General features: G+C 45.5%; 20 protein-coding genes and 1 pseudogene. 1 reads left to right on the forward strand and 20 read right to left on the reverse strand.

Features of this window, described 5'->3' with window-relative positions; genetic code table 11:
* Positions 1-19 precede the first annotated feature (19 nt).
* The 8 genes from ACQE26_RS15190 to ACQE26_RS15225 all read right to left on the reverse strand — a co-directional run bounded on the left by ACQE26_RS15190 (position 20) and on the right by ACQE26_RS15225 (position 8,391).
* The gene (locus ACQE26_RS15190; RefSeq protein ID WP_500469990.1) at positions 20-769 is read right to left on the reverse strand and encodes a polyketide synthase; all 750 of its coding nucleotides are present in this window, start codon (positions 767-769) and stop codon (positions 20-22) included.
* Positions 770-778: 9 nt separating this feature from the next.
* Positions 779-1,552, reverse strand: a complete 774-nt coding sequence (locus ACQE26_RS15195) for an enoyl-CoA hydratase/isomerase (RefSeq protein ID WP_438421971.1) — start codon at positions 1,550-1,552, stop codon at positions 779-781.
* A complete protein-coding gene (locus tag ACQE26_RS15200; RefSeq protein WP_500469991.1) occupies positions 1,549-2,811 on the reverse strand; it encodes a hydroxymethylglutaryl-CoA synthase family protein in 1,263 nt (420 codons plus the stop codon). Before ACQE26_RS15200 ends, ACQE26_RS15195 begins: the two co-directional genes overlap by 4 nt.
* A 51-nt stretch (positions 2,812-2,862) precedes the next feature.
* On the reverse strand, positions 2,863-3,111 hold the full coding sequence (locus ACQE26_RS15205; protein WP_016936047.1) for an acyl carrier protein: 249 nt from the start codon (positions 3,109-3,111) through the stop codon (positions 2,863-2,865).
* Positions 3,112-3,178: 67 nt separating this feature from the next.
* Complete coding sequence (fabD, locus tag ACQE26_RS15210) at positions 3,179-5,419, reverse strand: ACP S-malonyltransferase (RefSeq protein WP_500469992.1); 2,241 nt, start codon at positions 5,417-5,419, stop codon at positions 3,179-3,181.
* Position 5,420: 1 nt separating this feature from the next.
* Positions 5,421-6,395 carry an acyltransferase domain-containing protein gene (locus tag ACQE26_RS15215; RefSeq protein ID WP_500469993.1) on the reverse strand — a complete coding sequence of 325 codons (975 nt, stop codon included), beginning with the start codon at positions 6,393-6,395 and terminating at the stop codon, positions 5,421-5,423.
* A 134-nt stretch (positions 6,396-6,529) separates the two neighbouring features.
* A complete protein-coding gene (fabD, locus tag ACQE26_RS15220) occupies positions 6,530-7,399 on the reverse strand; it encodes an ACP S-malonyltransferase (RefSeq protein ID WP_500469994.1) in 870 nt (289 codons plus the stop codon).
* Between the two features lie 314 nt (positions 7,400-7,713).
* Complete coding sequence (locus ACQE26_RS15225) at positions 7,714-8,391, reverse strand: MBL fold metallo-hydrolase (protein WP_060962747.1); 678 nt, start codon at positions 8,389-8,391, stop codon at positions 7,714-7,716.
* Between the two features lie 722 nt (positions 8,392-9,113).
* On the opposite strand from ACQE26_RS15225, the gene ACQE26_RS15230 reads away from it, so the two are divergent.
* The gene (locus tag ACQE26_RS15230) at positions 9,114-9,323 is read left to right on the forward strand and encodes a hypothetical protein (protein ID WP_500469995.1); all 210 of its coding nucleotides are present in this window, start codon (positions 9,114-9,116) and stop codon (positions 9,321-9,323) included.
* 339 nt (positions 9,324-9,662) lie between these two features.
* On the opposite strand, the pseudogene ACQE26_RS15235 reads toward ACQE26_RS15230, so the two are convergent.
* The 12 genes and pseudogenes from ACQE26_RS15235 to ACQE26_RS15290 form a co-directional block, all read right to left on the reverse strand.
* Positions 9,663-9,935: pseudogene (locus ACQE26_RS15235) on the reverse strand (tyrosine-type recombinase/integrase); the annotation flags it as partial.
* Between the two features lie 88 nt (positions 9,936-10,023).
* A complete protein-coding gene (mutL, locus tag ACQE26_RS15240) occupies positions 10,024-11,901 on the reverse strand; it encodes a DNA mismatch repair endonuclease MutL (RefSeq protein WP_500469996.1) in 1,878 nt (625 codons plus the stop codon).
* Between the two features lie 15 nt (positions 11,902-11,916).
* Complete coding sequence (gene mutS / locus ACQE26_RS15245; protein WP_500469997.1) at positions 11,917-14,502, reverse strand: DNA mismatch repair protein MutS; 2,586 nt, start codon at positions 14,500-14,502, stop codon at positions 11,917-11,919.
* A 117-nt stretch (positions 14,503-14,619) separates the two neighbouring features.
* A complete protein-coding gene (gene cotE, locus ACQE26_RS15250; protein ID WP_016936056.1) occupies positions 14,620-15,165 on the reverse strand; it encodes an outer spore coat protein CotE in 546 nt (181 codons plus the stop codon).
* A 254-nt stretch (positions 15,166-15,419) separates the two neighbouring features.
* The gene (ricA, locus tag ACQE26_RS15255; protein ID WP_060962756.1) at positions 15,420-15,851 is read right to left on the reverse strand and encodes a regulatory iron-sulfur-containing complex subunit RicA; all 432 of its coding nucleotides are present in this window, start codon (positions 15,849-15,851) and stop codon (positions 15,420-15,422) included.
* A gap of 2 nt (positions 15,852-15,853) precedes the next feature.
* Positions 15,854-17,383 carry a tRNA (N6-isopentenyl adenosine(37)-C2)-methylthiotransferase MiaB gene (gene miaB, locus ACQE26_RS15260; RefSeq protein WP_003154116.1) on the reverse strand — a complete coding sequence of 510 codons (1,530 nt, stop codon included), beginning with the start codon at positions 17,381-17,383 and terminating at the stop codon, positions 15,854-15,856.
* 141 nt (positions 17,384-17,524) lie between these two features.
* Positions 17,525-18,703: a glycine C-acetyltransferase gene (locus ACQE26_RS15265; protein ID WP_500471496.1), complete on the reverse strand. Its 1,179-nt coding sequence runs from the start codon at positions 18,701-18,703 to the stop codon at positions 17,525-17,527.
* 12 nt (positions 18,704-18,715) lie between these two features.
* On the reverse strand, positions 18,716-19,762 hold the full coding sequence (gene tdh / locus ACQE26_RS15270) for an L-threonine 3-dehydrogenase (protein ID WP_500469998.1): 1,047 nt from the start codon (positions 19,760-19,762) through the stop codon (positions 18,716-18,718).
* Positions 19,763-20,018: 256 nt separating this feature from the next.
* A complete protein-coding gene (gene spoVS / locus ACQE26_RS15275; protein WP_003154135.1) occupies positions 20,019-20,279 on the reverse strand; it encodes a stage V sporulation protein SpoVS in 261 nt (86 codons plus the stop codon).
* Positions 20,280-20,478: 199 nt separating this feature from the next.
* A complete protein-coding gene (gene ymdB / locus ACQE26_RS15280) occupies positions 20,479-21,273 on the reverse strand; it encodes a 2',3'-cyclic-nucleotide 2'-phosphodiesterase (protein ID WP_060962759.1) in 795 nt (264 codons plus the stop codon).
* Between the two features lie 60 nt (positions 21,274-21,333).
* A complete protein-coding gene (gene rny, locus ACQE26_RS15285) occupies positions 21,334-22,893 on the reverse strand; it encodes a ribonuclease Y (protein WP_016936061.1) in 1,560 nt (519 codons plus the stop codon).
* 292 nt (positions 22,894-23,185) lie between these two features.
* A complete protein-coding gene (locus ACQE26_RS15290; protein ID WP_060962760.1) occupies positions 23,186-24,367 on the reverse strand; it encodes a serine hydrolase domain-containing protein in 1,182 nt (393 codons plus the stop codon).
* Between the last annotated feature and the right edge of the window lie 147 nt (positions 24,368-24,514).

Consider the following 24,514-nt stretch of genomic DNA (forward strand, 5'->3'; position numbering starts at 1 on the left):
TCCATTTCATCTGTATGTCTTATACTCCGTACATCGTCGTGATTCGTTTTTTCACTTCATCATCATGAAACGTCTGGTCATGCATGATTAACTCCTTCTCAATGACGGCCGGCAGCTGCTCGCGAAACGGCGTCACCAAGTGCCTTTTCAATGTGATTAACGAGTTTCTCGGTTTTTCCGCAAGCTCACGGGCCAGTTCCTGCGCGTATCCCAATACTTCCTGCCTCGGAAGCACCGGAAAAGGCACCCCTCTTTTCTCCAGATCACCGCCGCGGTAATGGCCTCCGTTTAACAGCATTTCATGTCCGAGGCTTGCTCCAAGCTTCTGCGGAACGATGAAGGTAGCGCCCATTCCGGGGGTGAAGCCGTATTTCATAAAGTTTGCGGTATACACGCTTTCTTTGCTTAAAATGACAAAATCACTGAAAAGCCCCATGACAAAACCGCCTCCGATTCCGTGGCCCTGCATGGCGGAAATGACGGGGATATCACATTCCAGCGCTAAAGAGTACATGCGGTCTTCCGTAAATTTCGTGATGCCCTGCTGAATCCTCAGTAAGCCTTCCTGTGTGCCTCCGGAAGCAAAGTAATGGCCGTAGCCTGTTAAAATCACAGCTTTATAGACGGACGATTTTTTAACACGGGCGAAAGCCTCCATCAATCCATCCGTCAGCTCTTTGGAGAAGGCATTTTTGTGTGCTTTATCCTGCATTGTCACTTGGATAATTTCCGGTTCAATTTCGAGCAGTTCAACTGCGGCGTTCGGCATGATATCCTCCTAACTGTTCTCCGTTTCCCAAGGAAGCCGCCCCGTTTCTGCATAACGGATGATGGCTGATTGGTTATCCGGATCTGAAAACATCGCTTGATTTTCGGCTAAAGCAGCGGATTTCGAACGATGAACAAGGTCGTTTAAGGAATCCATGTATCGTTTATAGCGGATGACTGCTTTTTTCGACAGCGGACGAAGGCGCAGCAAATGCTTTCTCAGCTCTGTTGCGCTGTCCGAAACGCATACGTCACAAAGTCCCCATTCAAGCGCTTGCCTTGCCGGCACGGGCTTTGTCATAATCGTCATATAATGCGCCTTTTGAAATCCGATTCTTTGAATTAAAAACGGCAGAACGCAGGCGGGATACAGCCCGAATAACAGTTCAGATAAACTGAATGAAGCACTCTCGTCTGCGATGACGATATCGCACGCGGCGGCAAATCCGACACCTCCCGCATTTACTTTTCCGCGCACGCGGGCGATGGTGATGTACGGCCCGGATTTTAATGCCAGCCACAAACGGTAAAGCGGCTCCTGTGATTCCGCATGCTGCATGCCTTGTCTCATTTTCTCGTACATCTCATCGAAATCCGCCCCGAAACAAAATACCTCCGGCAGCCCTTCAAGCACTACGGAGGTCACGGAGTCTTCACATTCAGAAAGAACATGCAGGCATTCCTCCACTAAACGCTCATTAATCGTATTGTTGGCTTCAGGCCGATAAAAGGTGATGAAACAGACATTTTGCTGAAAACGGACCTTTATCGTCTCATAGGTCACGGGATCCACCTGTATTTCCGGTGAAATTCCGTGATTTCTTCCAAATATAAACGGGGGCTTCCGGTATGATGGTCTAAAATGTTCGGAATCATATTTATGTCCAATTTGACATTCCGGGTTCCGAATTTGACCAAACCGCTGCCTTTAAACAATTCTTCATACTCCTCCATGGACAGCCTGTATCTGTCGTTCAGATGCTCTTCTATCTTGAAAGAATGCTGCCGCGCCTGTCCCTCAGGCGTCACAACGCCGCTGTAAAATTCCGAACAGCATCCTGACCCGTAGGAGAAACAGCCGATCCGTTTAGAAGTGCCGAATGCCCCTTGGTCAATCGTACTGGCAAGAGCCAATAAAGAGGCTGCGCCCATAATGTTTCCGACTCGTTGGCAGTAGCGGAGCCCCGGCTCTACCCTTGTTTGAAAATCCTGTTCGATCTCAGCGTTTTTCGCTTTTGCAAGCTTGCGCATCATCGTCCGGTGGGCTCCTTTTACCATGCCGCCAAACGGTGTATGGAAGGCAAGGTAGTGAAACGTCTCTTTGTAGTCGGCGCCCGGCACACGTTTTTTGTACTCGCGAAATGTCTGTTCACAGCAATCAAGGTAAGACATCAATGACAAGTCGGCGTCACCGGCTTCACTGTCCGGGATCGGGCGGCATGTATCCATCACCTCATAGCCGTAGTAGCCGTTTGCGCCTGCATCTGCCTGAAATACGATCGGATTTTCACCGATCAATAAGGCGACGGCACCCGCTCCGGCGCTCGGTTCTGCGTAAGACCAATCTTCGCTTAACGCATCGCCGCCTTCGGCAATTAAAAACCGGGAAATATCCGTCGCAACGACAAGCGCTTTCGCTCCTGGGGACGTCTGTGACAAAATAAAGTTAAGCGCCATCTGCAGGCCCGCCGTTCCTGAATAGCAGGCTTGCTTCAGTTCAAATAAACGGCAGTTCCGATTGAGGGCTAAGTAATCATGAATATATGTACTGAGTGATTTTCCGAAGTCGATGCCGGACTCCGAGCAGGTAATCAGCAGCTCGATTCTGTCTTTTTCAGCCTCTGTCAATCGGTCGATAATCGGCTTTGCCGCGTTAACGCCGAATGTAACGGGGTCTTCATAAGGAAGCGCCACCGCTTTTTCTTTCATCAGTAAATTCTCAAATCTGGCAGGGTCTAAGTTTCTGTACTCCGCCAGCTGCATGACATCGAGGTATGCCGTCCCGCCAAACACATTTATCGCTTCTATTCCGGCAGCAGTCATGAACTTCGCCTCCAATATGAATTTTGAGCTTCCGATTTTTGCGCCGTTTTATTAGACGGCCTGTACCTTTTCATAAAGCTTTTCAGCCAATTCGCCGATGTTTGAGACTCCTGTCAGCTCCACACGCGGGATCTGCAAAGATAATTCCTCCAGCATCATCGTGATAATTTCTGCACGATCCACTGAATCCGCCCCCAAATCAACTAAACGGTCTTCATGTGAGAGCCGTTCGCCTTCTAAATCAGGCAAAACCTCGTAAATTGTGTTCTGCAGCAATTCAAAGATTCTATCTTTACTCATTGTCAGTTCCTCCCTGTTTCATTCTTTTTATGAATATTCCATGTTTTCAATCTATCATTTCGTCTTGTCAACACGTTTGCAAAAATGAACTTAACTTCTGATTCAAAAGCGAGGCCGTCTCTTCCATCAGCAGCAGGCCGATTCCATCGGCATGGCGGTTTTTCCAGGATTCCAGCTCCGTACCTTTCACCCATTGATTAAAGGCTCCCAATGCCGGCCCGCAATGAATCTGGTAATCTACCTTGGCATCGGGATCTCCTTTAATCGCCGAGGCGGAGCTTTGCCTGAAATACCATTTGAATATAAGCGCCATTTTCTGTTTCGGATTCCGTTCGGCTTTTGAAATGTCTTCTCTCGAATAGTGCGCCTTCACTTTTTCATAAACACTGCTTACACTTGCCTTAAAATACTTCTCTTCTATTTGTCTGATTGTCTTTTCATCAATTTCTTCGATTGAGCCGTGACGCTGATACAGTTCATGCAGTTTAGCAGCGCGGGTCGGGAAGAACAGTCCTTTCTTTAATACCTGCACTTTGCTGCCTGATTCAAACATATCGCCGGCCGGCGCATAAGCCGTGTCCTGTACATTCATCTGCTGAAGCAGATCCTTGACGGGAATGCTTGTCGCCGCTTCAACAGTGCATTGGTTAATGGACCCGGTCACAATAAAATCAGCGCCGAGCATAAATGCAGCCATGGCAGCCTCAGGCGTTCCGATTCCCCCTGCGGCTCCGATACGGACAGTTTTGCCGTATCGATATTTTTTCATCATGTCATCTCTTAAACGGACGATCGCCGGCATGAGGCTGTAAGCAGCTCCGCCGTCAGTATGGCCGCCCGAATCGGCCTCCACGCAGATGTCATGCGCAACGGGTATTTCTCTCATCAGATTCGCTTCCTCAGCGGTAATCTTGTTTTCGGCTGCAAGCTTTTGCAACATATGATCAGGCGCCGGGCTGAGAAATGCTTCCGCTACTTCCGGACGGGACAGTTTGGCGATAATCCGCTGACGCGCTGTCACTTGTCCGTCTGCATCTCGCTTTAACCCCTTAGCGCGAAACCTGACTAAAGCGGGAGTAACCGTTAAAAATGCTGATGCTTCCAAATTCTGCACCCCATGCTTCAGTAAAAGATCAACCATTTTTTCTTCAGAATCTGCATGCTTCATATTATGTACAACATTTATGCCGAAGGAACCGCCGTCACGAAGCTCATGCTGAATTGACAAAATGGCGTCCTCCGTCTGTCCGATGCTCAATCCGCCCGTTCCGAAAAAGCCCATCATTCCTTTTTTGGCCAGCCCGACGACCATCTCCTTCGAAGCGATTCCGCGGTACATGCCGCCGGCCAGATAGGCGTATTTCAGCCGATAATCACGTTTAAACTCTTCACTTCCTAAAGATGCCGCCGTAATTGAGCTTTTTTCAGCGGCAGCCGGAGCTTTGATTTCAGCTGTTATCGGCTTCGCTTCAGCTGTAATTCTTTGAATCAGCCCGGTCAGCACTTTTCCCGGACCGATTTCTTCAAAGCTCATGTTTTTTCGTCCCATTAAGAAACGGATGCTGTCTGTCCAGTTCACAGATCCCGTTATTTGCGCGGCGAGTGTCTCTTTCAGCTCACTCTGCTCATAAGGCCTTGCCGTCACATTTGAAATGACCGGAATAGACAGCGGCTTAAAATGGAAAGATTCAATAAACCGTGAAAACTCCTCCTTCGCCTCCAGCATGTATCTGGAATGAAAAGCGCCGCTGACATTTAAGCGGTGAACCATTTTCACGCCATTTACAGATTCAAATACGGCTGCGGCTTTTTCAATATCTTCTTTATATCCGGAAAGGACAATTTGCTGCGGTGTGTTCATGTTGGCGATATCAATCATATGTAATTGAGATTCTCTTAAAACGTCCGTCACCTGCTCATGAGTCAGGCCGATCACCGCTGCCATGCCGCCTCCTTTTGCGCGGCTCATCAGTTCGCCCCTCTTTTTGACCAGCTGCAAGCCTTCTTCAAAATTAAAGGCTCCCGAGGCGTATAACGCGTTATATTCTCCTAAACTGTGTCCGGCGGTAAAATCCGGTTTCAAGCCGGTATCTTCTGTTTTTTTCAAATAACTCAGGGCATTGACGACATAGAGTGCCGGCTGAGTGAATTGAGTCTGATTGAGACGTTCTCCGTCCCTGCACAGATCCTGAACGGAATATCCGAGAATATGATCGGCCTTTGCGGTTAATTCAGGGTAGCGGCCGAACAGCTCCTCTCCCATCCCTATTCTTTGTGAACCTTGGCCGGGAAAAACAAAGCTGATCATCTTACAGTCTCCTTCCGGACGATGATAAAATGATGTCTTCGATTTGCTGCAAATGGGTTTGTTCTTTATGGAACGGCGTCATAATAGTACGGATGCGTTCAGCCGATCCTGCGGGAAGAATCTGTTTGGCAAATGCGGCCAATGTTCCGGAAGGCCCGGCATCAATATACAATCCCTTTTCGCGGCTTTCAGCAAATTGAAGCGCTTCGCGGAATCGAATCGGCTTTCTGACAACATTCCAGAAAAAGTCCGCTTGAATATCCGTCTCAGCCTCTCCAGTCGCACTGGAAATGAACGGAATAAACGGAGTCCGGATTGATTTCCGAGCCAAAAAGCGCTTGTACGGATGCTCCGCCTGATCAACCATCGCTGAGTGAAACCCATATGATACCGGCAGCAGCTGATGAGGAATCTGCTTTTCTCTCAGGTCGTCCATGATTTTTCTGATGTGTCCCCGCTCTCCGGAGATGACAAAGTGAGATTGATAGTTAACAGCGGCCAATTCACTATTTTCATGGAGCAGCGGGTCATCTTGGTATAATTTCGGATTCCCCAGTACCGCAAGCATGCTGCCGTTGCGGCATGTTTCCGTAATGATTTCGGCCTGTTCCAGCACGCAATCTAATGCGTCTTCGGGGCTGAGCACACCCGACACAGCGGCCGCCGCATATTCACCGAGGCTCGCTCCGATTACACAATCGGGACGTATGCCTTTTTGTTCCAAAGCATACGCGAGTGCGTACTCAGCCATAAAAATGGCGGGATGGCTGAAAAGAAGGCGGTCAAATGGATCGGACAAACGATTGGCTGTATGATAAAACTCTTTAAGGACAGAAACACCGAAACGACTGGCGGCAAAATCGTCCAAGTCGAGCATTTTCTGCCGAAAAACGGCGTTATGTGCAAACAGCTCTTTTCCCATGTGATAATATTGGGAACCCTGTCCGGAAAACATGAAAACAATTGACTGGCTCATTTATTCTCCTTTTCGCTATATGTTTTTTTGAAATATTGATTCGTGAGTGTTTCGTGATGTCGTGAAGTGAAGTGATCGTGATGTTGTATGACTGGGCAATGTTGTGTGAGAAAAGAATTTTGTCTTATGTTCCGCTACATCGCGGGTAAAGTTTCAGTTTCTTTTTTGATGCGGTGAATAAGTCCTGTCAGCACATGGCCCGGGCCGACTTCTTCAAATTCCATCCGCCCGATGTTCAGGAGATAGCGGATGCTGTCGTGCCATCGTACTGAATGGTCGATCTGATCAGCCAGAACGGAGGGGATTTCGTCTTGTTCATAAGGTCTGGCATGCACGTTAGAAATGACAGGAATTGATATAGCAGAAAAATGAAATGACTGTAAAAATTTTTCGAACTCTTGTTTTGCTTCACTCATATATCTCGAGTGAAAAGCGCCGCTTACGTTTAACGGATGAAACATCGTCACATCTTTTATTTCTTCGAATACGCTTTTGGCTCTTTCAATGTCTTCTTTTCGTCCGGATATGACAACTTGATGAGGAGAATTCATATTAGCAATATCAATCGTATGTAATCCGTTCGTTTGAAGGACGTCTGCCACTTGAGGTGCAGTTAATCCCATGACGGCGGCCATTTTTCCGTCAGTGGCCATACTCATTAATTCGCCTCTTTTACGGACAAGCTGCAAGCCCGTAATAAAATCAAAAGCGCCTGCGGCAAACAGCGCATTATATTCTCCCAAACTGTGGCCGGCCACATAATCCGGCTTTATGTCATTGTCTTGGATTTTTTTCAAATAGCTTAACGCGTTGACTACATATAAAGCGGGCTGAGTGAACTGGGTCTTGTGAAGATTGGAATACGGATTCTCAAGGCAAAGCCGCTTCATAGAATATCCGAGTGTGTCATCAGCCTGCTCAGTTAAGTCTTTAAATTCATCAAACAATGAACTTCCCATTCCCTGTTTTTGAGAACCTTGTCCTGGGAATAAGTATGTAATCATTTTCTCAGCCATCCTTTCTCGGATTCAGATAAGAAGCATATTCAAGTTGATAGTAACTTCACAAAAATACCATGTCAAGTTAATTTATCCTATGCGGACTCCTGAAGAATGCCTATTTTTTCCTAGGAGAAGGCGTGTTTAGGTCTTTCGGAACAGTTATAAGCAGAATGTCCCACCCAGCCTGCCCTGCGCTCCTTCCCGCAAACCCCTGTTAATCAGGCATAAATCAACAAAAAGAAAGCAATTACTATCTTTTTATTTCAGATATTTCTAATCCCGAAAGAAAAAGCAGTTAAATAGAACTAAATTATACGCTACTTAAAATGAAACAGCCCTTTTTGATTTTTTCTGGTGCGAAAATTCACGAAATGTTCTTTTTTGTCAATTTGAAAGTAAATATTGTTTTTCAAAAGACTCTCCATTTTTTGACCCGGTTTCTCCCCGAAAGAATGCCCAGGATATACTCGTACATGCGGCGGAATGGAGGCTTTGATCCGCTGTATACTGTTAAACATATCTTCCGCAGAACTGCCTCTGTCCTCACATATACCGCAACCTTCGGTAAACACGGTGTCACCGGTAAAAAGGTGATCAGAAAGCAAATAGCACATCCCTCCGGCCGTATGTCCCGGAGTCAGTATGCTCTTGATGATAAATCCCCCCGCCGCAAAGGTCTGTCCGTCTTCAAGCGCTATTAAGTTTCTGCACCGGAATTGATAGTAATCGATTTCAGCTGACGACATGTATACATCAGAGTGATAGATTTGCTGAAGCGGCTCCGCCAAGTTTACATGGTCATAATGTGAATGTGTTAATAAAACAGCTGATAAATCAACATCCAATTCATGCAGTTTATCGGTTATTTTGCCGATTTCCCAGGACGGGTCCACCGCTATCGCAGATTTTTTTGATCGGTCTGCGATAATATAACAATAGTTGGACCACATCTGGTGATAGGTTTTAATTTGATGCACTTCATATGTATGATCCATTGTCACCATTCCCATTCAAAAGATCCGGACAGACTGCTGCCGCCGCCCAGCCGGCTGTAACCACTTTACCAGATGACACCGCGTTTTTCCATGGATTTTCCGGTAAAGATAAAAAACTGTTCAAATCAACCAAAAGAACCAGCCGCCGGTTTTTAAAATTTGTTATCGTAATATATAAGGAAATAAGAATATTCATTTACATGAATACTTTAGGAGATTTTATTCAGAAAATGAAGAATGGTATAATTTTCGGATAAAAAGAATAAAAACAAGGAATTGCTCAAATAGCCGGAGAGGAAAATCAGTCTTTAAATGACTCTCAATCTTGATTCTTATTTCAATCCTTTTCTTCAAGCTAAAACTAAACCCATTCGGCTTCCTCAAAATATATCAGAATACCTTAGTTCCTGACACCGAATTTCAATGTTATGCTTATGAGCTGGCATTAACGCACAATTCGAATCAGAAAAAATACGACGTAATTCACACACAAGATGTTGTTTCTTTACTTTCTTTTGCCAGAGTACAGTCCAAAACTTGGAACAGCCGGTGCATTCTCTCCTGAGTAATCTTTTATGCCAGAAAGATAAAGCATCTTCTGATCCAAACGGCACGTACTCTGCTTGATGGATGACTTAAACTCTTATGTTTTCTCTTTAAACGGGACTATTGTTGGTGATGATCAAATTTAACCTGTGTTAAGCTTTAGACGGGAGGTAATTATGGAAAATAAAAGAAACGCTGAACCAAGCCCAAAAGCGATAAGAATTCTAACTTACATCATTCCTATAGTTTTAATAGGGCTTATCCTTGTTCTTAAGAAGATTAACACCCCAGCAGCAGAAATTTCATTTTATATCGTTGCTGTTGGTGTCGTTCTCTTAGTCGTTTTCAGTTTAATCAAAAACACAAAAAAACGCAGAAAGAACTAAATTTAGGGGGGCTAATTACTAGTCCCCTTTGACTTTTTTAGATTGTCAGCTCACCAAATTCAAATTTTATTTCAATTCTTCCCCCATCTCCCTGTGAATTTGTAAAAGGAGGTACTCATAAAACTCATGATAATCATGTAGCTTTCCGATTACTTTTATAATCATTTGACCTTTTAAACATTAAAACAAGTTTAAATCTTGGTTCCTCTGATGTTTCAGCCCTTTCTCCCCTCTGTTTTCAAACCATGCACCTAAAATGAATTCCACGTTTACTTTTTGAAGGGAATCATTAAAAATATGCAGAAAAAAAGACTCATCTTGTTTATGAGATGAGTCTGCTTATATTTTAAATTTCTTCATAGCGTTGTTCATGGCAGCCTGATTGATTCCAATGTATCGAAGGGTTGTCCGCTGATCTAAGTGATTAAAAATCTCCTGCAGCATGGCAACGTCTTTTGTTTGCTTGTAAAAATGGCACCCGAATGTTTTTCTCAACGTGTGCGTGCCTATATCATCCAAACCGACATACTCAGCGGCGGCCCTTAGAATCTTATAAGCCATCGACCGGGAAATGGGCTTGTTGATCCCTTCGCGGCTTTTGAAAAGATATTCAGCATTAATCGGTTTGATGAATACCTAAACAGCTAAAAATCAGTGGGCAAAATGTGGGCACGAGGGGTGCATCCCACACAGAACCCTGCTACATCACACGTTTAAACATCTTCTCCATCTCATACGTGCTGTGATGAATAATAATCGGCCGGCCGTGCGGGCATGTGAACGGGTCTGTCGTTCGGCGCAGATCGTCCAAGAGCGCTTTGATTTCATCGTTGCGCAAATGGCGGTTCGCTTTGATCGAGCCTTTACAGCTCATCATAATGGCCGCTTCCTCCCGCAGCTTTTTAATGTCGATCCGTTTGGCGTCAAGCACCTGCTGAATGATTTCTTCAATCAATTCAGCTTCTTCTCCTTTTGGAAACCAGGCCGGATGACAGCGGACGATATAGCTGTTCGTGCCGAATGCTTCTAAAAATACCCCGACGCTTTCAAGCTCCTGCTGGTGCTGTTCAATAATCAGCGCTTCATTTGCCGCATAATGAAAGGTGAGCGGCACGATCATATCCTGCACTTCAGGCTCAACCTGCCCGACTTTTTCCCGGAAATATTCGTACTTAATCCGCTCTTGAGCCGCATGCTGGTCAATGATATATAACCCGTTTTCGTTTTGGGCTAAAATATAGGTCCCGTGCATTTGGCCGATCGGATACATCACCGGGACCCTTTCTTCCCGTATCTCTTCAGAGACAGCCTCCTCTTCAGGCTCCGGAATATCGGAAACAGGTGCTTCCGGTTCCGGCATGCTGATCTCCGACGGCACGTCATCATCCGCTTCCTTCGGGAGGAACTCTTCTTCTATTACCGAAGCCGGCTCTTTTACGACCGAACTCAGCTTCATCGGCGAGTACGACGGTTCCGGCATTTTTTCCGGCAGTTTCCGCTCAGGGGCATTTTCCTCGAACGTTATGAATTGCTGTTCGTTTTTGACCGGCGCCGGCGCTGATTTTTTCGGAAGCTGGGCGCTCGGAATCAGCCGCTGCTTTTGAAATACTTCCTTTATCCCGTCACGGATCAGCTCATGCAGTTCCGTCTCTTTGCTGAGGCGGACTTCAAGTTTCGACGGATGGACATTGACATCGACCAAAATCGGGTCCATCGTAATTTCGATAAACGTAATCGGATGGCGGCCGATCGGCAGAAGCGTGTGATAGCCCTCGTGCACCGCTTTAACAAGCGGGAAATTCTTAATGTATCTCCCGTTAATGACAGATGACATGTAGTTTCTGGATGCACGCGTGATTTCCGGCAGCGCAATGTAGCCCTTGACTTCAAAATCAAGCGAGCTGACATGGAGCGGTATCATTTTTTTCGCAACCGCCGTCCCGTAAATCGCGGCCAGCACATGGCGCACGTCTCCATTGCCGTTTGTCTGCAGAAGATTTTTCCCCTGGTGGCGGAGGCGGATGGATACTTCCGGATGCGCAAGGGCGATCCGGTTGACGACATCCGTAATATTGCCGAGTTCCGTATGCACGGTTTTCATATATTTTAATCTGGCGGGTGTATTGAAAAACAGGTTGGTAACGATGATCTCCGTTCCTTTTCTGCTGGAGGATTTCTGTTCAGAAATGATATTCCCGCCTTGAAGAATGAGATGAGTTCCCGCTCCCTCGCCGATGCTCGTTTTAATTTCCAGATGAGAAACAGACGCGATACTTGGCAAAGCTTCTCCGCGGAAACCGAGTGTTCTCACCCGGAACAGGTCGTTTTCATCTTTGATTTTACTGGTCGCGTGGCGGCGGAAAGCCCGTTTGCAATCATCGGTTTCCATACCTTCGCCGTTGTCAAGCACCCGAATCGACGAAAGTCCCGCTTCCTCTATATCAATTTCAATGACTGTGCTGTTTGCGTCGATGGCGTTTTCCACCAATTCTTTAACGACAGATGCAGGCCGTTCCACCACCTCACCGGCCGCTATTTTATTTGAAAGTTCATCTGACAGCTGGATGACTTTTGCCAAGTCCGTCACCTCTTTCTATTTTAATTTTTTTTGCAGCTTGTACATTTCATTCATCGCCTCAAGCGGCGTCATATCAAGAATATTGATTGACTTGAAGGCTTCAAGCACTTGTTTTTCTTTATGAGAAACAGCCGGTGCCTTCTGTTTTTTATCACTGTCAGCAAAAAAGGACAATTGTGCCGGTTCTTCTTTGACGGCGGGCTTTTTCTCAGGTGCCGCCGGAAGCTCCGGTTTATCTCCTGTCTGCTCAAGCTGTTTTAAGATCTCCTGCGCGCGGCTGATCAGATCATCCGGGAGCTCGGCAAGCTGAGCGACATGAATGCCGTAACTTTTATCTGCGGCTCCTTCTTTAATTTGATGGAGAAACACGACCGTGCCGTTATATTCCTCGGCGCGCACATGAACGTTTTTCAGCTGAGGGAGCTTATCTTCAAGCACCGTCAGTTCATGATAATGCGTGCTGAACAGTGTTTTAGCGCCGATATGATCATGAACATATTCAATAATTGCCTGTGCCAGCGCCATTCCGTCGTACGTTGATGTCCCGCGTCCGATTTCATCAAACAGGATCAGGCTGTCTTTTGTGGCGTTTACAATCGCGTTTTTCGCTTCCAGCATTTCCACCATAAAGGTGCTTTGTCCGGAAATCAAATCGTCCGCAGCCCCGATTCTCGTAAAGATTTGATCAAAAATCGGCAGAACCGCTTCTTTTGCGGGCACAAAACAGCCGATCTGAGCCATGATGGACAAGAGTGCGATCTGTCTCATATACGTGCTTTTACCTGACATATTCGGACCCGTAATCAGGAGCATTTCCCGTGAATCGCCCATCAGGCAATTGTTCGGCACGTATTCTTGACTGTCCATCACTTTTTCAACGACAGGATGTCTCCCCTCAATGACTTTGACCTCGTTATCAGAAAAGACGGGCTTTGTGTAATGCCTGTTTTCACTGATCGTGGCAAAGCATTGCAGCGCGTCCAGCTCACTCATTTGCTTAGCAAGACGCTGCAGACGCGGAATAAATTTCTTAACTTTTTCCCGCAGTTCGGCAAAAAGCTCATATTCCAGCTCGCAAATGTTGTTTTCCGCCTCTAAAATAAGCGCTTCTTTTTCCTTTAATTCCGGCGTAATGTACCGTTCGGCGTTTGTGAGCGTCTGCTTCCGCTCATACCGCCCGTCCTCAAGCAGATGAATGTTTGCTTTTGTGACTTCAATATAATAGCCGAACACTTTATTAAAGCCGACTTTTAATGAACGGATGCCCGTATAAGCGCGTTCCTGCTGCTCCAGTCTTGCGATCCAGTCTTTGCCGTTTTTGCTGGCGTCACGGTACTCATCGAGCTTCTGGTGATAGCCGTCTTTTATTAAGTTGCCTTCTTTTAAAGATAACGGCGGGTTTTCATGAAGCGCATCCTCTAACAAATCAAGCAGATCTCCGCACGGATCAATCAAGCCGGCGCGTTCTTTTGCTTTTTTATGGTTAAGAGACCCTACAAGCTCTTTAATGCTCGGCACCTGTTTTAATGATTCTTTCAGCTGGATTAAATCCCTTGCATTGACGTTTCCGAATGCGACCCGGCCCGCAAGACGCTCTAAATCATACACTTCTTTAAGGCGCTCGCGCAGATCTTCACGCTCAAACAGATGATTGATCAGCGTATCAACCATTTCCTGGCGTTCTTCGATTTGGGATGCTCTGATCAGCGGACGGTCAATCCATTGTTTGAGAAGCCGGCCGCCCATTGCTGTCTTCGTTTCGTCCAAAAGCCAGAGCAGCGAGCCTTTTTTGCTTTTTGAACGGATCGTTTCCGTCAGTTCAAGATTCCTCTTGGAATACAGGTCAATTTTCATCGCTTCTTCCAATTCATACACTTGAACCGGCTGCAGATGATCCAGACTCCGTTTTTGCGTTTTCTGCAAATACGTATATAAACGCATAAACGTCTTTGTCAGCTCTTCGCCCGGCAAGTGCTTTGCAATTTCGATCTGTTCTGTCATTTCTCCGTCTTCGATGGAAATCGTTGCGCCGCACCGTTCTTTCAGCTGGGCTGCTGTCTTTTCATTAAACTTGCTTGAGACGACAATCTCCTTGGCGCCGACTGAATAAATCTCTGACATGACATCTTCAATCCGCTCAATAAATACGGCCAGGTTTTCTCCGGTCGTTAAATCCGATAAAGCGAGGCCGTATCCGTCACGAAATTCGGAAACGGAAGCGATAAAGTTGTTTTCCGACTCATGAATGCCTTTTCCGTCCATCACGGTTCCCGGCGTGATCAGCTGGACGACTTCCCGTTTCACAACGCCTTTAGCCGCCTTCGGATCTTCCGTCTGCTCACAGATCGCAACTTTATAGCCCTTTTTAATCAGCTGTTCAATATAAGCCGCCGCAGAATGATAAGGCACGCCGCACATCGGAATTTTGTCAGCTGAACCTCCGTCTCTGCTCGTCAGTGTAATTTCAAGCTCTTGTGACGCTTTTTTTGCATCTTCAAAAAACATTTCATAAAAGTCACCTAGCCGAAAAAATAAAAAGGCATCCTGGTGCTCTGCCTTTATTTTCAAGTATTGCTGTATCATAGGCGTGTAACTAGCCATCATTTAATCCCTCACTATGTATCTTCTGTTTTCCGCATCCCATTATAACATAAACAAAAGAGTGATATCTTCATATATAAAAAAGAGACTTGGGGTGCTGACTCCCCCAGCCTCTGCTTATTCTTCAGGATCTCCGACTAAAAATTCAGGGTTAATGTCCTCTAATTCTTCGTCAAGATCGTCTTCCCAATCATCATCATCGTCTTCTTCCCAGTCTGGATTTACTTCTACGACTACTTTCGTTTCCCCGACCACTTCCGCTAAAAACTCCCGCTCGGCCTGAACGACGATTTTATTTCCGTTAGGAGAAATGGTGACTTCAAGGCAATTCGGCTGCTGCAGCACTTTGGCAATGACTTCGTGTTCGTCATCTAAGTAATTAGTATCTCTGTATCTGAGTTTAATTACATCAACATATTTCACTCTCTCGGTTACAACTTCCGTTTTTGTATTATCAGCGTAAGAGTACCAGACGTTTATATCATAATACCCTTCAATTTCTACAGTCTTCCCGATCTTTTCGGCATCATATTTGTGATTGATAATCCAGCCGCCCAATATACTTGACGGTTTTTCATCAGGTGAGATTGTATTCGTGCACTGGGTGAATTTTCTGCCTTTCGCAACTACCGCTTTCGTAATAATTTCCCTGTATTCAGACATTCCGATAGGCCTCCTTGTTCTTCTTCGTGTTATCTTATGCTGGGCATTTGTCTCATGTGCATTTTTATAATAAAAATATAAAAATACAAAGTTTCTGTTTCATTGTATGCAGCCCCGCCCAGAAACTTTACTTTTAAGTCTGATTAAACTTTTTGAGGGGAAATGGGCCGAAACGGCAACACGATGAATATTTAGTACATATAATAATTAGTTCTAAATGGACAAAAAAACACGGGCCGATGATGGCCCCGTGTTTAAAGAGAACAGCTGTTGTTCGAATGTTTTACTTTTGAACCGGTTTCTCCTGTCAGCAGGTTGCCGCCGGTAGACGTAATGATTTCATTTGTCACCTGATTGGAAATCGTATGGGCGACAAGCTGAAGAAGATCATTGACCTCAATCTGGGAATCTCTGAATTCCTGAATGATCGGAATTCCTTCAAGCTCTTCCTGCAGGGCGTCAATTTTACTTTCCACTTGTTTCAAAGCTTCAAGCTTTTCATAATGCTTCAGGTTAACGGCTTGCTTTTGCAGAGCTTTAATCTGATTAATAATCGCAGAGACTTTTTCATTTCCATTAATCTGCGCCTCGGCGCGTTTGAAAAAATCAACTTCTTCTGTTTCAGAAATCATTTTCGCAAGGTTTCTTGCCTGCTGGACAATGTCTTTCTTAGAGTAAAGCGTCATTATTATTTCACCTCGATTGCTTCTCCTGCCATCACACCGTCAAGCGACCATGTTTTCGCCTGTTCGATTTTGACGCGTACAATCTTGCCGATGGCGTCTTTCGGCCCTTTGAAGTTGACGAGCTTGCTTTTTTCCGTATAGCCGGCAAGAATGTCAGGGTTATTTTTGCTTTCTCCCTCAACTAATACTTCGACAGTCCTGCCTTCATATTCCTTCATTTTTTTGGCTGAAATTTCTTTCACCAAATCATTGAGGCGCTGAAGACGTTCTTTTTTGACCCTCATCGGAACGTTGTCTTTCATCTTCGCTGCAGGCGTGCCTTCACGAGGAGAGTAGATAAACGTATATGCGCTGTCAAATTCCACTTCGCGATATAACGAAAGCGTTTCTTCAAACTGTTCATCCGTTTCATTCGGGAAACCGACAATGATATCGGTAGTAAGTGAAGCGTTCGGCATCGCTGCTTTAATTTTTCCGACAAGCTCCAAATAGCGTTCTCTGTCATATTTGCGCGCCATCATTTTTAACATCGCCGAGCTTCCTGATTGAACCGGAAGATGGATATGGTCAAGCAGGTTGCCGCCTTTGGCGAGCACTTCGATCAGATGGTCATCAAAGTCACGCGGGTGGCTCGTCGTAAACCGGATTCTCGGAATATCAATTTTACGCAGTTCGTCCATTAAATCACCGAGTCCGTACGTCATGTCCTCAAAATCTTTTCCGTACGCATTAACGTTTTGACCGAGCAGCGTGATTTCTTTATAGCCTTCGCTTGCAAGTCTTCTGACTTCCTGGATGATTTCTTCAGGACGGCGGCTCCGCTCTTTTCCGCGGGTGTACGGCACGATGCAGTATGTGCAGAACTTATCACAGCCGTACATAATGTTGACCCAGCCTTTAATTTTCCCGTTGCGGACCTTCGGAAGGTTTTCAATGACATCCCCTTCCTTCGACCACACTTCAATAACCATCTCTTTTGATAAGTAGGCTTCTGATAACAGTTCCGGCAGGCGGTGAATGTTGTGCGTGCCGAAAATCATATCGACAAATGGGTGCTTTTTAAGGATGCGGTTTACGACTGATTCTTCCTGTGACATACAGCCGCATACACCCAGAATCAGATCCGGATTATTTTTTTTGAGCGCTTTTAAATGGCCGAGCTCACCGAACACTTTGTTTTCAGCATTTTCCCGGATGGCGCAGGTGTTTAATAAAATGACATTCGCATCATCGACCGAATTTGTCGCTTCATAACCGAGCGCCATAAAAATACCCGCCATGACTTCCGTATCATGCTCGTTCATTTGGCATCCGTACGTGCGGATATAAAACTTCCTGCCTTCGCCGAGACCTTTAAATTCTTCTGAGATTTTAAAATCGTTATGATATTGAACGGATTCTTTGCCCCGTTTTTTCGCATCTTTTAAAGAAGGCGGAATATATACGGCTTCAAAATACTTACTGTAATCCTTTTCGGATTTTTTGTCCGCTGGATTTACTTGTCCGCTTTCCTGCTTTTGCTTTTCATTCATGTTCGAATGTCTCCTTTCAACCGAAACTTCCACCCTCAAGTATACTGGTTAAAAGCGTTTGGCACAACCGCCAGCCTATTATTGTACACCTTATTGAGAATAAGAATCAATAAGAAATAAAAAGAGGGAATCATTTCCCTCTTATACAAGCTGAAGCTCTTTTGCCGCTGAACGGATCACTTCAAGCGCCCGGTCAAGCTCCTCTTTTGTATGCTCCGCTGTAATAATGGTGCGGATTCTCGCTTTTCCCTGAGCGACGGTCGGATACACGATGCTTTGTGCAAAGACGCCGCGGGTCAATAAAAGGTCTGATAATGCCTGGGCTTTTTCTTCCTCACCTATTAATATCGGCACGATCGGTGTTTCGCTTTTTGTAAGAGTCAGCCCCATTTGAACCAGTTTGTCTTTGAAATACGCCGTGTTCTCCCATAGCTTTTCCATATGTTCCGGCTCTTCCAGCAGGACGTCAATGGCTTCTATGCATGCTGCCGTTACCGCAGGCGGATGAGACGTGCTGAATAAGAAAGGACGGCCTTTATGGCGCAGGTAATCGATCAGAACCTGCGACCCTGCAGCATATCCGCCAAGAACCCCGATGGCTTTGCTTAATGTGCCCACCTGAATGTGGACTCTTCCGTCAAGCCCGAAGTGATTAACCGTTCCCCTTCCGTTTTTTCCGAGTACGCCGGAAGCATGTGCATCGTCAACCATGACAAAAGCATCGTACGCCTCTGCAAGTTTGACAATGTCAGGCAATGGAGCGATGTTGCCGTCCATTGAGAATACGCCGTCCGTGACGATGAGGCGCATGCGGTAATTCATTGACTTTTTCAGCACCCTTTCCAAATCGTCCATATCGACATGGCGGTACACCTTTTTATCTGCTTTCGTCAGCCTGATCCCGTCGATAATGGAAGCGTGGTTCAATTCGTCAGATATCACGATATCCTCTTTTGTAAGAATGCTTGATAAAACGCCTTGATTCGTTGTAAATCCTGATTGAAAAACAAGTGCCGCTTCTGTTTTTTTAAAGTTTGCCAGTTTCTTCTCCAGCTCATTGTGCATCGCAAATGTTCCCGCGATTGTCCGGACGGACCCCGTACCCGCTCCGAATTCCTCCACAGCGCGTTTGGCCGCTTCGACAAGCCTTGGGTGCGACGTCAGACCGAGATAATTGTTCGATGAAAGCTGAATCACGTTCTCCCCTTTGACTGCCACCGACGGCCCCTGCTTCGTTTCAATTTGTTTCATTTGCTGCCATGTGTTATTTTCTTTCATTTTATCAAGCTCTGCTTTTAGATATTCAAATTCTTTCATTATAGAACCCTCCCTTTATGGAATCAAAATGACTTTGCCGCACTGGCCCTTTCTCATCAGGTCAAATCCTTTTCCAAATTCTTCAAGCGGAAACTGATGGGTAATCACCGGAGTCAGATCAACAAGGCCGGATTCAAGCAGATGCGATACCTGACGCCATGTTTCAAACATTTTTCTGCCTGTGATGCCCTGAACGGTCAGCCCTTTAAACACCACGTCATTTGTCAGGTCAATCGTCACCGGGTGTTCCGGCAGACTCAGCATATGAAATCTTCCTCCATTGGCCGCCATCTTTAATCCTTGTATTATCGCTGCAGGGTTGCCTGACATTTCGCAGACAAGGTCTATTCCTTCTCCGCCCGTTAAGGCATCAATGACCTTAAGCGGGTCTTCCTTGTCAGCTGAAATCGTAATTTCGGCTCCTAATTTTTTTGCAAGAGCCAGTCTGTAATCATTTTTATCAATGGCCGCAATGCGGGATGCGCCGGCCGCTTTAGCCACAGCCACCGCCATGAGTCCGATCGGCCCGCAGCCGATAATTGCAGCGGTGCCGCCCGCCAGATGGCCGCTTTCCAGCACCGTGTGCACCGCGTTGCCAAGCGGCTCTTGAACTGAGGCGACGGCAGGATCCATGTCAGCAGGGTTTTTCCAAATGTTTTGAGCCGGCACTTTGACATATTCAGCGAAGGATCCGGCTGTATCCACGCCAAGGATCTTTGTATGAGTGCACACATGATGTTTTCCTGTTAAACAGGGGACACAAGTTCCGCAGACGAAGTGGGTTTCCGCCGATACATAGTCGCCTGTTTTGACATTTGTGACGTGCTTGCCTGTTTCTGCTACGATACCGCTGAATTCATGTCCGAATACTTGAGGTGTTTTGATTCGTTCCTGCGCCCATTGATCCCAATTATAAATATGCACATCTGTACCGCATATAGATGCGGCCTGTACTTTAATGAGAACTTCATTCTCATTAATGGAAGGTATGGAAATTTCTTTCAAAGTTGCTCCGAAAGCGTTTTCATTTTTGACGACAGCTTTCATCTTTCCTTCCAACATGTACACTCCTCCTCAAAAAAACACTGTAATAACTGGATTGTAACATGGCTTAAGAAGGAGGTAAACAGCAGTGTCCATTCAGTAAATACAATTGCTTCCGTCCGGAAAAATGGGCGGGATTTTTTTTGAATATTATATGAATAAAGCCGTTTATCATCTCTTCGTACTATCAATATAATATTGTGAGAAAATATGACAGCAATAAAAACAACCTGCTCGCCTTATGCAAGCAGGTTGAGAATGAACAGGTTTTGGTTTAACGGGGTTCGACGATTAACTTAATCGCCGTTCTTTCTTCTCCGTCAATCTGTATATCTGTAAAAGCCGGAATACAAATCAAATCTACGCCGCTTGGCGCGACAAAGCCTCTGGCAATCGCAACCGCTTTAACAGCCTGATTTAAGGCACCCGCCCCAATTGCTTGAATTTCGGCGGCTCCGCGTTCCCTCAATACGCCCGCAAGCGCGCCTGCCACTGAATTTGGACTTGATTTTGCTGAAACTTTTAAGATTTCCATTTCTGCTCCCCCTTAGTTTTACAATGGATAAGTGAGTGTTCATTAGAACAATCATTATTAGATGTTGCTATCCAAAAAGCCATCCCCACAATGCTTTTCAAAAATAGCGGGCTACCTTCCATTTCTACTATATTCACTAAGAAGTTGCTATATTCCTGCTTTTCCTTTTAATATTTTTATAAAATAAACACATGATCACCTATTCAAAGAACATATGGTCATCATTGATTAAAATCCGTTCGATATTTACGGCTTTTTTCGTTTGCTCGTCGATGTCGATGAGCACTCCGCTCAGCGTTGTTTTCCCTTCCGCAACGGTAAACCGGACAGGAAGATTGGTTTTAAACCTCTTGATGACCGTTTCTCTGTCCATACCAAGGATTCCGTCGTACGGACCCGTCATGCCTACATCAGTAATATATGCCGTTCCTTTCGGCAAAATGCGGTTATCTGCCGTTTGTACGTGTGTATGCGTGCCAACCACGGCAGAGGCTCTTCCGTCTGTGTACCAGCCCATCGCAATTTTTTCGCTTGTCGCTTCGGCGTGAAAATCAATAAAAATGTACGGCGTGCGCTTTTTCGCTTCTTCTATTAACTCATCCGCTTTAGCAAACGGATCATCAAGCGGCGGAAGAAACGTCCGTCCCTGTAAATTCATGACGGCAAGCTCTTTTCCGTTCGATTTAATATAGGTAATGCCTTTTCCCGGCGTACCTTCCGGGAAGTTCGCCGGCCGGACAAGATGCGGCACATCATCAATAAAGTCGAAGATCTCTCTTTTATCCCACGTATGGTTTCCCATTGTAATGGCATCGGCTCCGGCTTCCATCAGGCTATGGTAGATCTTTTCCGTCAGTCCTTTTCCGTGTGCTGCATTTTCTCCGTTAATAATCGTAAAATGCGGTTTATGTTTCGCTTTCAGTTTCGGGACATATTCTTTTACCATGTCGCGGCCCGGGGAACCGACAACATCCCCGATAAATAAAATTCTCATACATTCCATTCCTTTCTTTTCTGGGGCTCAAAAAAATAAAGTGATGCGCTAAGCATCACTTTATTTTGCATACTCTACGGCTCGAGTTTCTCTGATCACGGTCACTTTAATGTGGCCCGGATAATCAAGCTCGTCCTCAATTCGTTTTCGGATATCACGCGCCAAACGATGGGCTTCTAAATCATTAATGGAGTCCGGTTTCACCATGATGCGAACTTCACGGCCGGCCTGAATCGCAAATGATTTTTCAACACCTTCGTAAGACTCGGAGATTTCTTCAAGCTTTTCAAGTCTGCGGATATAGTTTTCGAGCGTCTCACTTCTCGCACCCGGTCTTGCGGCTGACAGTGCATCAGCGGCAGCGACCAGAACAGCGATAATGGAAGTCGGCTCTTCGTCTCCGTGGTGTGACGCAATACTGTTAATGACGACTGGATGCTCTTTATATTTGGTCGCAAGCTCCACTCCGATTTCCACGTGGCTTCCTTCCACTTCATGGTCAATTGCTTTTCCGATGTCATGCAGAAGACCGGCCCGCTTGGCAAGCTTTGCATCTTCTCCAAGTTCGGAAGCCATTAAACCGGCTAAAAACGCCACTTCCATGGAATGTTTCAGTACGTTTTGCCCGTAGCTTGTACGGAATTTCAATCGGCCGAGAATCTTGATCAGGTCCGGATGAAGTCCGTGAACGCCGACTTCAAACGTCGTCTGTTCACCCATTTCCCGGATATAGTCATCAACCTCGCGGCGGGATTTTTCAACCATTTCTTCAATGCGCGCCGGGTGAATACGGCCATCCTGCACGAGTTTATCAAGAGCGATTCTTGCCGTCTCCCGTCTGATCGGATCAAATCCGGAAAGAATGACTGCTTCAGGGGTGTCATCAATAATCAGGTCGATACCTGTAAGCGTTTCAAGCGTACGGATGTTACGCCCTTCACGGCCGATGATACGTCCTTTCATCTCATCATTCGGAAGATTGACGACCGATACCGTCGTTTCGGCAACATGATCTGCTGCACAGCGCTGCAAAGCAAGCGACAGAATGTTTTTCGCCTTTTTATCCGCCTCTTCTTTCGCACGGTTTTCGGTTTCTTTTGTCATGATGGCGATATCATGTGAAAGCTCATTTTCAACCCGGTCAAGAATGATTTGTTTCGCTTCATCCCGTGTCAGGCTCGAAATGCGTTCGAGTTCTGACTGCTGCATACGAATCATCTCATCCACTTTGCTTTCCATCTCTTCAATATGTTGTTGTCGTTCATTCAGAGAATGATCTTTCTTCTCCAACATCGCTTCCCGTTTATCAATTCCTTCATGTTTACGGTCAAGATTTTCTTCTTTTTGAAGTAAACGGTTTTCTTGTTTTTGAAGCTCATTTCGTCTTTCACGAACTTCCTGTTCAGCATCTATTCGAAGTGTATGGATTTCGTCCTTTGCTTCAAGCAGAGCTTCTTTTTTCAGTGCTTCAGCATCACGCTTTGCATCTTCAAGGATTTGCTCGGCAGCACCGCGTGCGCCCGCAATCTTTGCTTCGGCAATGGTTTTACGAACATAGTAGCCAACAACTAAACCGAGCAGAGTCAGCAAAATGGAGATGAGAACCGTCATTAGGGTCATACTTTCACCTCCTCTTGCTATGAACTTGGTTGTTGCTTAAATAAGTGCCGGCATGTACATTGTCAGATTTTCTCAACATACAGAACCTTCACAGGGAATGAATCTCTCATGCCCTTGTCAAGTTTAAATGGTTTAACAATCATGTTAAAAAAACAAATGTTACAACTTCATTGTAATTGTGTCGGAAATACTTGTCAAGCTTGCCAGCTTAACGATTCGCCTTCGGCTTAGAATCTTCGCCATGTATATATCATACCACATCTTCATCTGCTTTTCGCAAATGACGGCTCGTCTAGTCCGGCTGGTTAAGCAATTGGTAAATTCTATTGTTTACCTGTCCTAATTTGGCGTTATTCTGAATATTTGACAGTAAAATGACATATTTGCCTGCCGAATGGCTGAAGCTGTTCAAAATGTTGTAACCGGGCATCACACCGTGATTGGAATAGCTTCCCGGATCAATGTAAAATCCCATGCCGTAAGCGGAACTGCTTCCGGCTGTGAACATTTTTGTAAAGCTTTGTTTTGAAAGGAGCGTGCCGTTGACGACCGCTTTATCAAATTTATAAAGATCTTCAGCACTCATATACATGTCGCCCGCCCCATACAGCTGCGATAAGTCCAAAATGTGAGGCGTTACAAGCTGTCCGCTCTCATCAACTTTGTAGCCGACGGCAGGATATTTGGCTTCAGCAAATGTTTTGTAAAATCCGGCATGCTTCATTCCGGCCGGTTTGAATACGTGGTCTTTTATATATTGTTCGTATGACTCCCCGCTGACCTGAGATACGATATAGGCGAGCACTGAATAATTGGAATCTCTGTAATCCCAAACCCCAGGCTGCCGTTTAATTCCGCGGTATTCTATATCCTTAATTAAATCAATGGGAGAAATCGGTCCCTGACCCTCAATATGTCCGTTTATGCCGGACGTATGATTGAGCAGGTTTTTCAGTTTGATGCGCGTGCCGTTAGGAAAATTCGGCAAGTATGTACTGACGGGGTCACTCGTCTGAAGCAGCCCTTTTTCTTCAAGCTGCAGGACAGCCGTCGCAATTAACGCTTTTTGTGAAGAACCGATATAATATGATGTTTCCGGATTGTTTTTGATTTTTTGTTTTCGGTCCGCATAGCCAAAACCTTTTTTCAGCACAACTTTTCCATCTTTTACGACCATTGCTGTGCCGCTGAACCCAATCTGTTGCAAGTAATTGCTGATCCGTTTATTGTGATCGATTGATTTAGGTGTTTTCTCTTTTTGCGTCTTTTCTTTTTTTTGTTGAGTCTGGTCATTTGAAGAATCAGATTGAGCGGCGGGAGCACTTTTAACAGAATCCTTCTCCCGGTGATGCGCTGTGACGGTCCAGATCATAATAAAAACAGTGACAAGCAGCAGAAAAAGAAACAGCCCTCCCGTTTTCATCAATTTCTTCTTTCTTTTTTTGTTAATTCTTGTGCGGCGGGGGCTCGTCATCTTTTTTCCTCCTCAGATATAATTTCAACTTTCGCCATGATGTTAGACGAGTGAAGGGTGAAAAAAGTTGTAACATTTCAGATAAAATTTTCCGAAACAGCCAGTGTTTTTTTAAACACACAAAAAAAGAGCGGAAATTGCTTATTC

The sequence above is a fragment of the Bacillus sp. 5RYD7K genome, assembly GCF_059831465.1.